This window comes from Rhodococcus sp. As11 (genome assembly GCF_048957735.1).
GTDB classification, from domain to species: Bacteria; Actinomycetota; Actinomycetes; order Mycobacteriales; family Mycobacteriaceae; genus Rhodococcus; species Rhodococcus gordoniae.
Genome location: NZ_JARDJE010000004.1, coordinates 270,170 through 282,576, shown reverse-complemented (window position 1 = coordinate 282,576; position 12,407 = coordinate 270,170). Strand labels below are relative to the sequence as shown.

Sequence of the window (12,407 nt, the reverse complement as noted above, 5' to 3'; positions counted from 1 at the left end):
CGACCGTAGCGCGGTCGGGACAGCGATCAGGACGGGGTGTCGACCCCGAGGCGCGTACACGCCGCCTTGTAGAGATCGACGACGGCCGTGCGGAGTCCGGCCCGGTCGGTCACCGGCTCGAGCCAGGGGATGCGCACGGTGTGATCGCGACCGTCGATGACGACGACCCACTCCCCCGCCTCGCGGTCGACGCCGGTCATCCGCGCCTCGACGGCACCGGGCTCGGCGAAGGCACGCACGATGAGCAGGCTGTCGGCTGCGTGGTCGTCGTTCATGTGAGCGGTCACAGCCGCCATCACCTGGCTGTCGAAGTCGGTCACGGGCGCTGAGCGTAACCAATCGGGGCGGACGACGAGCGCGTCGGTCCCGGTCGCGACCGCTGACGACTCATTCGACGATGCGCCGCAACGACTCTCGGCACTCGCGATACACCTCGACCGGATCGCGGTCGTCGCCGGCGAGGGCGAGTTCGCCCCACATGTCCCAGCTCGTGCGCCACACCGTCACGGCCAGTTCGGCCACCAGGCGCACCGTCGTCGGATCCACCTCCTCCGTCTGCTCCGCGATCCTCTCTCGCAATCGCTCCACGAGTGACGTCTCCTGGGCCGCTGCCAGCGCCTGTAGTTCCGGGTAGGCGGCGAGCAGGCGGGCGACGCGACGATGTTCCTCGAGTTCGGGGTCGCTGTCGCGCCCGACGACCTTCTCGGTGGCGCGCTCGATCGCGCGCAGGATCGCGGCGGGTTCCGAACCGGCGATGTCGAGGGTTTCGATCATCGTCAGCAGGCGCCACTGCCCCGGGAGCGCGGCCTGTTCCTTGGAGGTGAAGTAGCGGAAGAAGGTGCGTGAGGAAACGCCCGCGAGGTCGGCGATCTGCGCGACGGTCGTTTCCCGCACCCCTTGCGACTCGAACAGATCCAGTGCGGCGCTGTGGATCTCGTTGCGTGTGTCGCGGCGTCGGCGCGCCCGGAGATCGCGGGGCGGGCGGTCGTCGGTCGCGGCCATGGGGTCCCCTTCGTTCGGTGCGATCTCGCACACATCGTTTGATTGTCAGCTTACGACAAGTTGTCACATTGTGACACCATCTCGTGGTCGCAATCCCCACGAGAAAAAGGTCCAGATGACTGACGTCCGACATCGGGAAGATCCCCCGGCCGGTGACGCGGGTGGGAACATCCCCTCCACCCGCACGCTCACGAAGGTGATCGGTGTGCTGGTGCTCGCCGCACTGCTCATGATCCTCAACGAGACGGTGCTCAGTGTCGCGCTGCCACAGCTGATGCGGGACTTCTCGGTCACGGCGTCCACCGCGCAGTGGCTGACCACCGGCTTCATGCTCATCATGGCCGTGGTCATCCCCACCACCGGCTTCATGCTGCAGCGCTTCACGACCCGCGCGCTGTTCCTCCTCGCGATCGTGTTGTTCCTCGTGGGCACGGCGCTCGCGGTGGTGGCCCCGACCTTCGCACTCATGCTGCTCGCGCGTGTCGTCCAGGCCGCCGGCACCGCCATCATCCTGCCGTTGCTCATGACCACGACGATCTCCGAGGTGCCCGTGCAGCATCGCGGCACCGTGATGGGCCTGAATTCCGTGGTCATCTCGGTGGCGCCCGCGATCGGTCCGACGATTGCCGGTGTCGTGGTCGACGCGCTCAGTTGGCGTTGGTTGTTCGGCATCATGTTCGCGCTCGGCGCGGTCGTCTTCGCCGCGGGCTTCGCCTTCGTCCATATCCGCAGTCTCACCCGTAGGGCGCCGTTGGACGTGGCGTCCATCGTGATCTCGGTGTTCGCCTTCGGCGGCCTCGTGTACGGTCTCGCGAACATCGGCACGCTCGTCTCGGACGGTGCGCTCACCCCGGTGGTGTCGCTGGTCGTCGGCGTGCTCGCACTCGCGCTGTTCGTCACGCGTCAGCAGAAGTTGGTGCAGGAGGGCTCGGCCCTGCTCGACCTGAAGCCGTTCACCGTCCCCACCTTCCGGCTCTCCGTGGGCATCGTCATCGTGTGCATGGCGACGATGCTCGGCACCGTGATCGTGCTGCCGATCTACTTCCAGTCGGTTCTCGGGGTCTCCGTGCTCACCACCGGCATGCTCCTGCTGCCGGGCGGACTCGTGCAGGGCGTGATCTCCCCGATCATCGGTCGCCTCTACGACAAGGTGGGACCTCGTCCCCTCGTGATCCCGGGTGCGCTGCTGCTCGCGGGCGGGCAGTGGTGGCTGACGCAGCTGGGCACCGACACCGCGCTCGGTGTCGTCGTAGCGATGCACGTCGTCTTCTGCATCGGCATGGCGATGCTCATGACCCCACTCATGACGGCCTCCCTCGGTTCGCTGCCCCCGCGCCTGTACGGCCACGGCAGCGCCATCATGAACACGCTGCAGCAGCTCGCCGGTGCCGCCGGCACCGCCGTGCTCGTCGCCGCCATGACCATCGGCGCCGAGAAGGCGAACACCGCGAGCGAGGCCGGTGCCCTGGCCTCCGGCGTGCGGACGGCTTTCGTCGTCGGTGGATGCATCGCTCTCGTCGCCGTCGTCCTGGCGCCGCTCGTGCGTCGCGTCGAGGATCGTTCGGCGCTCGAACCGGTCGACGCCTAATCACCGGGCGGGCAACAGGGCCGGCCGGGAGCATCGTCCCGGCCGGCCCTGCCTCGTTCGTACGAGGCGGTCAGTCGTTCCCGGCGTCGCCCTTCCCGCTCCCCTCGTCGTCGACCTCCACCCGGACTCCGAGAGCGGATTCCAGGGCCCCGAGTTCGTCGTCGAGGTGATCGAGCAGCCGGGCGAGGTCCGGCACCGTGCGGCCGCACGCCGTCAGCCCGAAGGCGATCTCGTCGTCGGTACTCGTGCACGTGATGTTCAGCGCCTGTCCGTCGACGGGCACCGACAGCGGATACAACGCGTCGACGCGGGCGCCGTTCCAATACAGCGGCGAATCGGGTCCCGGCACGTTCGAGACGATCACGTTGAACGGCGGACGTGGGAGCGCCCGGTTGCCGGTGAGCACCCCCACCGCAAGGGGTGCCACGCCCACCGCGCTCGTCGCGAGACGACCGAGCTTCGACATCGAATTCATCGCATGCTTGCCCTCGATCATCGAACCCCGCACGCGCGCAAGCCGTTCCACCGGGTCGGCGCACTGCGTGCCGAGCGTGCACATGAGAATGCCGATCTCGTTGCCCGACGAGTTCGTGCTCTGGCGCAACGACACCGGAACCATGGCGACCAGCGAATCGTCCGGCAGCGCATCGCGTTCGGTGAGGAACGCCCGCAGAGCCCCACCCGACAGTTCGAGGACGACGTCGTTGAGTGTCGCGTCGGCCGCCTTGGCCACCATGCGCAGGCGTTCGATCGGCCACGACCGGGCCGCGAACCTGCGCGATCCGGAGATCTGACGGTTGAGGATGGTGTTCGGAGCGCCCAGCGACAACGAACCCCCGCGATTGTGCAGTGCCCGGTCGACGGTGCCGACGAGCGCCGGGACCAGAGCCATCGCCTCGGACACCACGTTCACCGCGTCGTTCACCACGCCGGTCGCCGCACGGACGACCGCACCGGGGAACCCGATCGCGGTACCCATCGCCGAGCGGCTCGGCGACCGGGCGTCGTCGACCGCCCACGGCGCCGGCATGTCGGCGCGTTCCGGGTCGGTGCTGAGCGCGCGGCGCATCAGACGCATGGCCCCCACCCCGTCGGCGAGCGCGTGGTGGATCTTCACGTACAGGGCGTAGCGACCGTCTGCCAGCCCTTCGATCAGATGCATCTCCCACAGTGGGCGCGTGCGGTCGAGCAGCGAGGCGTGCAGGCGGGAGACGAGTTCCCACAGATCGTCCATCGTGCCCGGGGACGGCAGCGCGTTGAACCGGACGTGGTAGTCGATCGAGAAACGCGGATCGTCCTCCCAGGCCCATTGCCCGAGGGTGAACAGCGAGCGGGTGGGCCGCTTGCACCACAGCGGCCCGGCGGGTTCCTCACGGGCGAGCGCCTCGGCGAACATCGATCGCAGGTCGCTCGCGTCCTTGCCTTCCGGCGGCTGGAACAGCAGGAGACCGCCGACATGCATCGGGTGATCGCGCGACTCGCCGAGCAGGAACATCGAGTCGGTCGGTGCCATCGGTAACCGCATCGCGTTTCTGTCTTCCTCCCCCACACGGCACCGGCCACCACCGGAGCCCGCCCCCACGTGACCGGTCCCGGCACGTCGATGTGTGTCAGTTCTACCTCAGAAGACGCGAGCAAGGGGACCGTCTCACCGACGAATATTCCGGTGCCGCGTCCGAGTCACCCGTCCGGCGACACGCGATCTACGCACTACATGTCCAGCCCGAAGTCGAGCACGGTCACCGAATGGGTGAGCGCGCCCACCGCGAGGTAGTCGACGCCGGTGCGGGCATAGTCCGCGGCGACGTCGAGGGACAGGCCGCCGGAGGATTCGAGCCGCGTCTTCGGCGCGTGGGTGTTGCGCCGCTGCACCGCGATCTGCGTCTGCCACAGGGGGAAGTTGTCGAGCAGGATCAACTCGACGTTCTCGGCGAGTACCTCGTCGAACTGCTCGAGGGTGTCGACCTCCACTTCGCACGCGATGTCGGGAGCATGGTCCCGGACGGCGCGCAGCGCGGCGACCACCGAGCCCGCCGCGGCGACGTGGTTGTCCTTGATCAGTGCCTCGTCGCCGAGTCCCATGCGATGGTTGACACCGCCCCCCATCCGTACCGCGTACTTCTGCAGCGCACGCATTCCCGGCAGGGTCTTGCGGCTGTCGCGGATCTTCGCTTCGGTGCCCGTCACCGCATCGACCCAGTGCGAGGTGGCCGTGGCGATGCCCGACAGGTGACACAGGAGGTTGAGCATCGTGCGCTCGGCGGTGAGCAGACCACGGGTCGGCGCCTCGACGGTCAGGACCGAATCCCCGGGCAACACCCGCTCACCGTCGGACCTGCGGTCGAGCACGCGGTAGTGATCGGCGCCGATGACCTCGTCGAGGACGAGCAGCCCGACGTCGAGACCGGCGAGGGTGCCGGCCTGCCGCGCGACCACCGAGGCGGTGGCGACGGCGTCGGCGGGCACGGTGGCGTCGGTGGTGACGTCCGGCCCGTAGCGCAGGTCCTCGTCGAGTGCCTTCCGGACCAGTTCGCGGGTTTCGGCGAGGTCGAGTCCGTCGGGCAGCACGGTGGTCATCTCAGTTGACTCCTGTCAGTTCCGGTGTGGTGAAGGACAACTCGCCGTTTCCATCGAGGCGTAGTTCGAGGCTGCGGGCCTGCGCGGGGTCGGTGTCCCGGTGGTCGCTGCGGGTGTGACATCCCCGCGACTCGGTGCGGCGCCGAGCCGCGAGCAGCAGTGCCCGCGCGGTGACGGTGAGCGCCGCGTCCTCGAGCCGATCCGCGTCGGCGCACGGTCCGGTCGTGCTCGCGCCGTCGAGTTCGACTGCGGCAGTGGCCAGCCCGTCGGCGTCGCGCACGACGAGCGCGTGCCGCGTCATGAGGTGTTGCAGACGCGCGCGGTCGCACACGGCCGAGACGACACCGGGAATGCCGGTGGACTCGGAGCGCAGCCCGGCCCGCTCGAGAGCCGCAGCCGCTCCCGCCCTCTCTCCGAGCACGAGTCCTTCGAGAAGGCTGTTGGAGGCGAGCCGGTTCGCGCCGTGCAGGCCGGTGCGCGCCACTTCGCCCGCCGCGTACAAGCCGGGAATGCGGGTGCGGCCGTGCACGTCGGTGACGACACCCCCGCACGAGTAGTGCGCGGCGGGAGCGACGGGCAGCAGATCCCGGGCGGGATCGAGGCCTGCGTCGGCGCACATCGCCGTGATGGTCGGGAATCGGCTAGCGAACCCGCCGAGGTGACGAGCGTCGAGGTAGACGTGATCCTCACCGAGCGCGGTGAGACGCTCGGCGATGGCCCGCGAGACGACGTCGCGAGGCGCGAGGTCGCCGAGCGGGTGCACGCCCTCGGTGATCGAGCGACCGCGGGAGTCGACGAGGCGTGCACCCTCGCCGCGCACCGCTTCGCTGATGAGCGGCCGCCGTCCGGTGCCGCCTTCGGCGAACAGCACGGTCGGGTGGAACTGGACGAACTCGAGGTCGGCGACCCCGGCACCGGCGGTCAGGGCCAGCGCGACACCGTCGGCGGTGGCACCGGGCGGATTCGTACTGCACGCGTACAGTTGCCCGAGGCCCCCGGTCGCGAGGAGCACGGCCGGCGCGTGGACGATGCCGAAGCCACGGCCGTCGAGGACCAGAAGTCCGGTGACACCACGGTCGTCGGTGAGCACGCGGGCAGCGGCGGCACCGAACAGGACGGGCAGGCCCGCCGCGCCGAGAGCGCGTTGTGCCGCCGCGCCGAGGGCGCGCTGCACCTCGGCGCCGGTCGCGTCGCCACCGGCGTGGATGATGCGGCGGGTGCTGTGCCCTCCCTCGCGGGTGCGGGCGATGTCGCCGTCACCCCCGGTGTCGAAGACCGCACCGAGATCGCGCAGTGCGGTGACCGCATCGGGACCGGCGGTGACGATCGAGCGCACCGCGTCCTCCTCGCACAGCCCCCCGCCCGCGGCGAGGGTGTCGGCCACGTGGGCGTCGACGCTGTCGCCCACCGGCGCCACCACGGCGATACCGCCCTGGGCGTACTGGGTGGCCGTGTCGGTGGGGCCACCCTTGCTCACCGTGAGCACACGCGCGCCACGTCGGGAGGCGGCGCGCGCGGCCGTGAGGCCGGCGACACCACCCCCGACGACCACCAGGTCGGCGTGGTCCTCCCACGCGACCGTGATGGAGGTGGTCACTCGCCGCTGCCCGGGTTGCCGATGGCGATCATGCGCTGCACCGACAGGCGGGCCCGCTCGGCGACGTCGGCCTCGACGTGGACCTCGTCGCGTCCCTCCTGCAGGCAGCGCAGCAGCGCGGCGGGAGTGATCATCTTCATGTAGGGGCACGACGCGCGGTCGTTGACGGCCTGGAAGTCGATGCCGGGCGCGGCCTTGCGGAGCTGATGCAACATGCCGACCTCGGTGGCGACGAGGACCTGCTTCGCCCCCGTCTCACGGGCGGCGTCGATCATGCCGCCGGTGGACAGGATCTTGACCTTGTCGTCGGGCACGAAGCCCTCCCCGGCGAGGTAGAGCGCCGATGTCGCGCAGCCGCATTCGGGGTGGACGAACAGGTCGGCGTCGGGGTGCGCCTTGGCCTGGGCGGCGAGTTCGTCGCCGTTGATGCCGGCGTGCACGTGGCACTCTCCGGCCCAGATGTGCATGTTCTCGCGACCGGTGACGCGCTTGACGTGGGCGCCGAGGAACTGGTCGGGCAGGAACAACACCTCGCGGTCGGGGTCGATGGACGCCACGACGTCGACGGCGTTCGACGAGGTGCAGCAGATGTCGGTCAGGCCTTTGACCTCGGCGGTGGTGTTGACGTACGAGACCACCACGGCGTCGGGGTGGTCGGCCTTCCACTCGCGCAGCTGGTCGGCGGTGATCGAGTCGGCGAGCGAGCAGCCGGCTCGCTCGTCCGGGATGAGCACCGTCTTGTTCGGGCTGAGGATCTTCGCGGTCTCGGCCATGAAGTGCACACCGCAGAAGACGATGGTGTCCTCCTCGGCCTCGGCGGCGATACGCGAGAGCGCGAGCGAGTCGCCGACGTGATCGGCGACGTCCTGGATCGCGGGAAGCTGGTAGTTGTGCGCGAGCAGCGTGGCGTTGCGCTCACGGGCCAACCGACGGACCTCCTCGGCCCACTCCGGCGTCGCCTCGACGCCCGTGTAACCGCCGGGGCCGTCGACGATGGTGGAGGCTCCCGCCCACTCGGTCGTGGTCATGGCCTTGCTCCTTCGAGGGTGTCATCCCGGCGGGTTGTACCGGAATTTCCGTGTTCGAGGTTTTCGACTTAGGATCGAAAACATGACACATGGTAACACCCGTCACGAAGTGCTCATCGCCGTGTTCCAGGTTCGGCACTTCCCGGACGCCTCGGGAGCCTTCCGCGGCGAGCCCGAACTCGGGGTGTTGCTGTGGCAGCGGGCGCTCGATCCACAGGCCGGCACATGGTCGCTCCCCGGCGGACGACTACGCAGCGACGAGGACCTCACGACGTCGGCCCGGCGCCAGCTGGCGGAGAAGGTCGACGTCCGCAAGGTCGCGCATCTCGAGCAGTTGTCGGTCTTCTCCGACCCGACGCGCGTGCCGGGTCCGCGCACCATCGCGTCGACCTATCTCGGTCTGATCCCCCTGACCTCGGATCCTCAACTGCCGTCCGACACCGCCTGGCATCCGGTGTCGGATCTTCCCGACATGTCCTTCGACCACGGAGTGATGGTGACGAACGCCCATGCGCGCCTGGCCGCGAAGCTGTCGTACACGAACATCGCGTTCGGCCTCGCGCCGGCGGAGTTCTCCATGTCGACTCTGCGCGACATCTATTGCGCGGCACTGGGATACGAAGTGGATGCCACCAATCTTCAGCGGGTGCTGGCGCGGCGGAACGTGCTCACCCGCACCGGCAACACCGCACCCTCCGGAAAAGCGGGAGGCCGGCCCCCGGCGCTCTACCGCTTCACCGACTCCCGGCTGCGCGTGACGGACGAATTCGCCGCCCTGCGTCCACCGGTGTGAACCTCCCCGAGGAGGTCAGAAAGGCCGGCCCAGGATGACCTCGAGCAACTGCAGCGGCATCGTCAGGAAGGCCGAGCCGACGAACAACGCCGAGCGCAGCGGATCGCCCGCCAGATAACCTTCGCGGATCCATTCCAGAACGTCGACCGAACCCATGGTGTCCCTCCCCTGATCGTCATGTGATTCCGACGTGTGTGTCGGACAGGAGGAATCGTGCGTTACATGCTCGCGGACGGGATGCCCTCGGACGGACGCGTCAGGCCGGAGAGGACGGTCTCGACCAGAGTGCGGACGTAGTCGTTCGACGGGGGTTCGCCGGTGGCCGACCATTTCTGGGCGACAGGGGCGAACAGCATGTCCACGGCGACATCGAGATCGAGGTCGTCCGGCAGTTGCCCCGCACTCTGCGCAGCCCGGAGCCTGGCCTTCTTCATCTCCCGCATCGGCGTGTCGAGGCGGCGTTCGTATTCCGCTGCGAGTTCGGGGTCTTCGAGCACCGCGACGGTCAATGCGCGCAGCGGGACGGCGAACTTCGGGTTCTGCAGCTCCGCCACGGTCGCCTGCAGCACCGCGATGAGGTCCGCGCGGAGGTCGCCGGTGTCGGGCAGCGCCGCCTCGTCCCCGGCATCGCCCTGCGTGTGCGCCAGATACGCATCGAGGAGCACGGCTCCTTTCGACGGCCACCAGCGATAGATCGTCTGCTTCCCCACGCCGGCCCGGGCGGCGATCGCCTCGATACCGAGTTTCGAGTAGCCGACCTCGGCGACCAAGTCGAAAGCGGCATCGAGAATCGCTTTCCGCGAGGCGGGGTTCCGCCGGGAGTTTCCGGGTTCGGGGCGCGCGGGCATGGGTCGACGATATCCCATCGAGACGAGACGTTGCGTCTTGACAGGCATTCCTCGAAGAGTCATTCTCAAGTGAACGAGACGGACCGTCTCGTATCGATCAGGAGGTATGCATGACCATCCGACCGACGACCGCGTACCCCGTTGCGCGTCCCCGCACCTGGTTGATCACCGGCGCGAGCCGCGGCCTCGGCAGGGAGTTCGTCCGCGCCGCGCTGTCGAGAGGTGACAACGTCGTGGCCGTCTCACGATCGATCGGGTCGGCCGATCTCCCCCGGGATCCGGAGCGCCTCCTCCGGCTCCCGGCCGACGTCACCGACCGCACGGCGGTGTTCGCCACTTTCGACAGGGCGCGCGACCGTTTCGGAGACCTCGACATCGTCGTCGACAACGCAGGCACCATGGCCTACGGATTCGTCGAAGAGTTCACCGAGGAGCAGGCGCGTGCGCAGTTCGAGACGAACTTCTTCGGAGCGATGTGGGTCAGCCAGGCCGCCATGGCGGCCTTCCGGGGCCGAGGACGCGGGCATCTCGTGCAGATCTCGAGCATCGGGGGCGTACTGAGCGGACCCGGCACAGGGCTCTACAGCGCGAGCAAGTTCGCTCTCGAAGGACTCAGTGAAGCACTGGCCGTCGAGGCCGCGCATTTCGGCATCGACGTCACGATCGTCGAGCCGGGCGGCTACTGGACCGATCTCTATACCACCATGACGGTGAGCACTCCCCGATCGGACTACGACTCGCTGCGAGCCGAGATCGAGAAGCAGAGCGCGTCCACGAGCATCGACAGCCACCCCGCCCTGGCCGCGCGGGCACTCCTCGCGGTCGTCGACGCCGACCGACCGCCGCGACGCATCGTCCTGGGCAGCGCCGTCCTGGACGCGGTCGTGGCCGCCACCCGGGAGAAGATCGACACCTGGCTCGAATGGGAATCGGTGAGCCGGGCCGCGGAGGACCCCGTACCGGCACCGGAATCCGTGAGTGGGGAACGATCCGCGATCCGGAATGTGCGAACCATGTGTCCGGCGGACCCAGATCAGGTGGTCGCGACCGGAGCGCGACGGAGCCGAGAAACTACGCGTGGGTGACGCACACGAGATGAGACGATGGGCACCATGAGTGCCGACTCCCGTGTCCTGTGGACCATCGGCCACTGGACGTGTCCGCAGTCCGTCCTGCTCGACACACTGACTTCGGCGGACATCGACGTCGTCGTCGACGTACGGAAGATGCCCGGCTCACGCCGCAGCCCGCAGTTCGACGCCGACGAGATGCCGTCCTGGCTCGACAGCGCCGGGATCGGCTACCTGCACCTCACCGAACTCGGTGGCAGGCGGCCGAAACAGAAGGACGTCGATCCGGCGATCAATGCGGGATGGAAGAACGCGAGTTTCAAGAACTACGCCGATTACACGCTCACCGACGACTTCGAGGCCGGACTGCGACGCCTCACCGAACTGGCCGAGCACCGGCACGTCGCCATCATGTGCGGTGAGCCGATGCCTTGGCGCTGTCACCGCCTGTTGATTGCGAACACCCTCACCGCGCGGGGATGGGCCGTCGTCCATCTCGTCAACAACGCGACACCGCGCCCGCACGAACTGGGACAGTGGGGTGCGACGCCCTCGGTGGGTCCCGATGGCGTGGTCACCTACCCCGGGGAGTCCGGCGACGATTCGTGAGCGCTGCCGCTCGTCACCGCTGTTCGCTCATCACGGAGTCGACGGTCCCGTGGCGCGAACACCGCGCCCACCATCCGTCCGGTGCGATCTGCACGATCATCCGCCGGCCGCACTGCGTGCAGAACCGCGGCGGTTCGAGGCCGAGCTGCACTGCTGCGGAACGGGTTCGGACCGCCCCGTCGACGATCGTTTCGCCGGTGAACGGATCGAACATCAGATCGTCTCGCCCAGGGCCTTGATCGGCATCTTCAGTTCGCCGAGCAGATCGAGGTCGGTCTCCGCGGGCCGGCCGAGCGTGGTGAGGTAGTTGCCGACGATGACGGCGTTGATCCCGCCGAGGATCCCCCTCTGCGCGCCGAGGTCGCCGAGCGTGATCTCGCGGCCGCCGGCGAATCGGAGGATGGTGCGCGGCAACGCCAGCCGGAAGGCCGCCACGGCCTTGAGCGCCTCGGTGGCGGGCAGCACCTCGAGGTCCCCGAAAGGAGTGCCGGGGCGCGGATTGAGGAAGTTCAGCGGCACCTCGTCGGGTTCGAGCGCCGCGAGGTCGGCTGCGAATTCGGCTCGCTGCTCGACGGTTTCACCCATCCCGAGAATGCCGCCGCAGCACACCTCCATACCTGCCTCGCGCACCATCCGCAACGTCTCGAAGCGCTCCTCCCAGGTGTGGGTGGTGACGACGTTCGGGAAGTGTGAGCGGGCGGTCTCGAGATTGTGGTTGTAGCGGTGCACGCCCATCGCGACGAGCCGGTCGACCTGATCCTGGGTGAGCATGCCGAGCGAGCACGCGATCTGGATGTCGACCTCGTTGCGGATCGCTTCGATGCCGGCCGCGACCTGCGCGAGGAGTCGTTCGTCGGGTCCGCGCACGGCCGCGACGATGCAGAATTCGGTGGCTCCGGTCTTCGCGGTCTGCTTCGCGGCCTCGACGAGTGACGGGATGTCGAGCCGGGCGGCGCGCACCGGGGAGGCGAACAGGCCCGACTGTGAGCAGAAATGGCAGTCCTCGGGGCAGCCGCCGGTCTTGAGGCTGATGATCCCCTCGACCTCCACCTCCGGTCCGCACCACGCCATGCGCACGTCGTGGGCGACCGCCAGAAGATCGTCGATGCGATCGTCGGGCAGCTGCAGGACCTCGAGGGTCTGGTCGCGGTCGAATCCGATTCCGCGGGCGAGCACCTGGTCGCGGGCGATGTCGAGGATGTCGGTGCGGGCGGGCGCCTGGGTCACTGCCGTCTCCTGGGGTGGCGAGAACTTGAACATCGTTCAATTGAACAGCGTTCAGGTTAGAGCGAACC

The 12,407-nt window shown here is 68.6% G+C and carries 14 protein-coding genes; 4 read left to right on the top strand and 10 right to left on the bottom strand.

Features of this window, described 5'->3' with window-relative positions; translation table 11 throughout:
• Positions 1–26: 26 nt before the first annotated feature.
• A complete protein-coding gene (locus PV766_RS07410) occupies positions 27–320 on the bottom strand; it encodes a DUF2470 domain-containing protein (RefSeq protein WP_421096771.1) in 294 nt (97 codons plus the stop codon).
• A 67-nt stretch (positions 321–387) separates the two neighbouring features.
• Positions 388–1,002, bottom strand: coding sequence for a TetR family transcriptional regulator (locus PV766_RS07405; RefSeq protein WP_421096770.1), 615 nt, complete (start codon positions 1,000–1,002; stop codon positions 388–390).
• 115 nt (positions 1,003–1,117) lie between these two features.
• Between PV766_RS07405 and PV766_RS07400 the strand changes: the two genes are divergently transcribed.
• Entirely contained in the window at positions 1,118–2,590 is a 1,473-nt protein-coding gene (locus PV766_RS07400) for an MDR family MFS transporter (protein ID WP_421096769.1), read from the top strand.
• 70 nt (positions 2,591–2,660) lie between these two features.
• Here PV766_RS07400 and PV766_RS07395 read toward each other — a convergent pair whose 3' ends face one another.
• From PV766_RS07395 to nadA, 4 genes are all read right to left on the bottom strand, one after another.
• Positions 2,661–4,103: a WS/DGAT/MGAT family O-acyltransferase gene (locus PV766_RS07395; RefSeq protein WP_421096768.1), complete on the bottom strand. Its 1,443-nt coding sequence runs from the start codon at positions 4,101–4,103 to the stop codon at positions 2,661–2,663.
• A 197-nt stretch (positions 4,104–4,300) separates the two neighbouring features.
• The gene (gene nadC, locus PV766_RS07390) at positions 4,301–5,167 is read right to left on the bottom strand and encodes a carboxylating nicotinate-nucleotide diphosphorylase (RefSeq protein WP_064062956.1); all 867 of its coding nucleotides are present in this window, start codon (positions 5,165–5,167) and stop codon (positions 4,301–4,303) included.
• A 1-nt stretch (position 5,168) separates the two neighbouring features.
• On the bottom strand, positions 5,169–6,764 hold the full coding sequence (locus PV766_RS07385; protein ID WP_421096767.1) for an L-aspartate oxidase: 1,596 nt from the start codon (positions 6,762–6,764) through the stop codon (positions 5,169–5,171).
• On the bottom strand, positions 6,761–7,792 hold the full coding sequence (gene nadA, locus PV766_RS07380; protein WP_064062954.1) for a quinolinate synthase NadA: 1,032 nt from the start codon (positions 7,790–7,792) through the stop codon (positions 6,761–6,763). The genes PV766_RS07385 and nadA overlap by 4 nt, the downstream gene beginning before the upstream one ends.
• A gap of 82 nt (positions 7,793–7,874) precedes the next feature.
• Between nadA and PV766_RS07375 the strand changes: the two genes are divergently transcribed.
• On the top strand, positions 7,875–8,585 hold the full coding sequence (locus tag PV766_RS07375) for an NUDIX hydrolase (protein ID WP_064062953.1): 711 nt from the start codon (positions 7,875–7,877) through the stop codon (positions 8,583–8,585).
• A 15-nt stretch (positions 8,586–8,600) separates the two neighbouring features.
• Here PV766_RS07375 and PV766_RS07370 read toward each other — a convergent pair whose 3' ends face one another.
• Positions 8,601–8,741 (bottom strand): hypothetical protein, encoded by a 141-nt coding sequence (locus PV766_RS07370; RefSeq protein WP_016934221.1) that lies wholly within the window; start codon positions 8,739–8,741, stop codon positions 8,601–8,603.
• 62 nt (positions 8,742–8,803) lie between these two features.
• On the bottom strand, positions 8,804–9,433 hold the full coding sequence (locus PV766_RS07365) for a TetR/AcrR family transcriptional regulator (protein ID WP_421096766.1): 630 nt from the start codon (positions 9,431–9,433) through the stop codon (positions 8,804–8,806).
• 110 nt (positions 9,434–9,543) lie between these two features.
• Here PV766_RS07365 and PV766_RS07360 point away from each other — a divergent pair, with 110 nt between their 5' ends.
• Both PV766_RS07360 and PV766_RS07355 read left to right on the top strand, forming a co-directional pair.
• Positions 9,544–10,518: an SDR family NAD(P)-dependent oxidoreductase gene (locus PV766_RS07360; RefSeq protein ID WP_421096765.1), complete on the top strand. Its 975-nt coding sequence runs from the start codon at positions 9,544–9,546 to the stop codon at positions 10,516–10,518.
• Between the two features lie 27 nt (positions 10,519–10,545).
• Positions 10,546–11,112, top strand: a complete 567-nt coding sequence (locus PV766_RS07355) for a DUF488 family protein (RefSeq protein ID WP_064063029.1) — start codon at positions 10,546–10,548, stop codon at positions 11,110–11,112.
• A gap of 13 nt (positions 11,113–11,125) precedes the next feature.
• Here PV766_RS07355 and PV766_RS07350 read toward each other — a convergent pair whose 3' ends face one another.
• Positions 11,126–11,326, bottom strand: coding sequence for a hypothetical protein (locus tag PV766_RS07350; RefSeq protein ID WP_421096764.1), 201 nt, complete (start codon positions 11,324–11,326; stop codon positions 11,126–11,128).
• Positions 11,326–12,339 carry a biotin synthase BioB gene (gene bioB, locus PV766_RS07345; RefSeq protein WP_421096763.1) on the bottom strand — a complete coding sequence of 338 codons (1,014 nt, stop codon included), beginning with the start codon at positions 12,337–12,339 and terminating at the stop codon, positions 11,326–11,328. Before bioB ends, PV766_RS07350 begins: the two co-directional genes overlap by 1 nt.
• Positions 12,340–12,407: the final 68 nt, after the last annotated feature.

Coding starts and splice junctions, on each gene's coding strand:
- PV766_RS07405 (WP_421096770.1), bottom strand. CDS start 1,002: ATGGCCGCGACCGACGACCGCCCGCCCCGCGATCTCCGGGCGCGCCGA.
- PV766_RS07400 (WP_421096769.1), top strand. CDS start 1,118: ATGACTGACGTCCGACATCGGGAAGATCCCCCGGCCGGTGACGCGGGT.
- PV766_RS07395 (WP_421096768.1), bottom strand. CDS start 4,103: ATGGCACCGACCGACTCGATGTTCCTGCTCGGCGAGTCGCGCGATCAC.
- nadC (WP_064062956.1), bottom strand. CDS start 5,167: ATGACCACCGTGCTGCCCGACGGACTCGACCTCGCCGAAACCCGCGAA.
- nadA (WP_064062954.1), bottom strand. CDS start 7,792: ATGACCACGACCGAGTGGGCGGGAGCCTCCACCATCGTCGACGGCCCC.
- PV766_RS07375 (WP_064062953.1), top strand. CDS start 7,875: ATGACACATGGTAACACCCGTCACGAAGTGCTCATCGCCGTGTTCCAG.
- PV766_RS07370 (WP_016934221.1), bottom strand. CDS start 8,741: ATGGGTTCGGTCGACGTTCTGGAATGGATCCGCGAAGGTTATCTGGCG.
- PV766_RS07365 (WP_421096766.1), bottom strand. CDS start 9,433: ATGCCCGCGCGCCCCGAACCCGGAAACTCCCGGCGGAACCCCGCCTCG.
- PV766_RS07360 (WP_421096765.1), top strand. CDS start 9,544: ATGACCATCCGACCGACGACCGCGTACCCCGTTGCGCGTCCCCGCACC.
- PV766_RS07355 (WP_064063029.1), top strand. CDS start 10,546: ATGAGTGCCGACTCCCGTGTCCTGTGGACCATCGGCCACTGGACGTGT.
- PV766_RS07350 (WP_421096764.1), bottom strand. CDS start 11,326: ATGTTCGATCCGTTCACCGGCGAAACGATCGTCGACGGGGCGGTCCGA.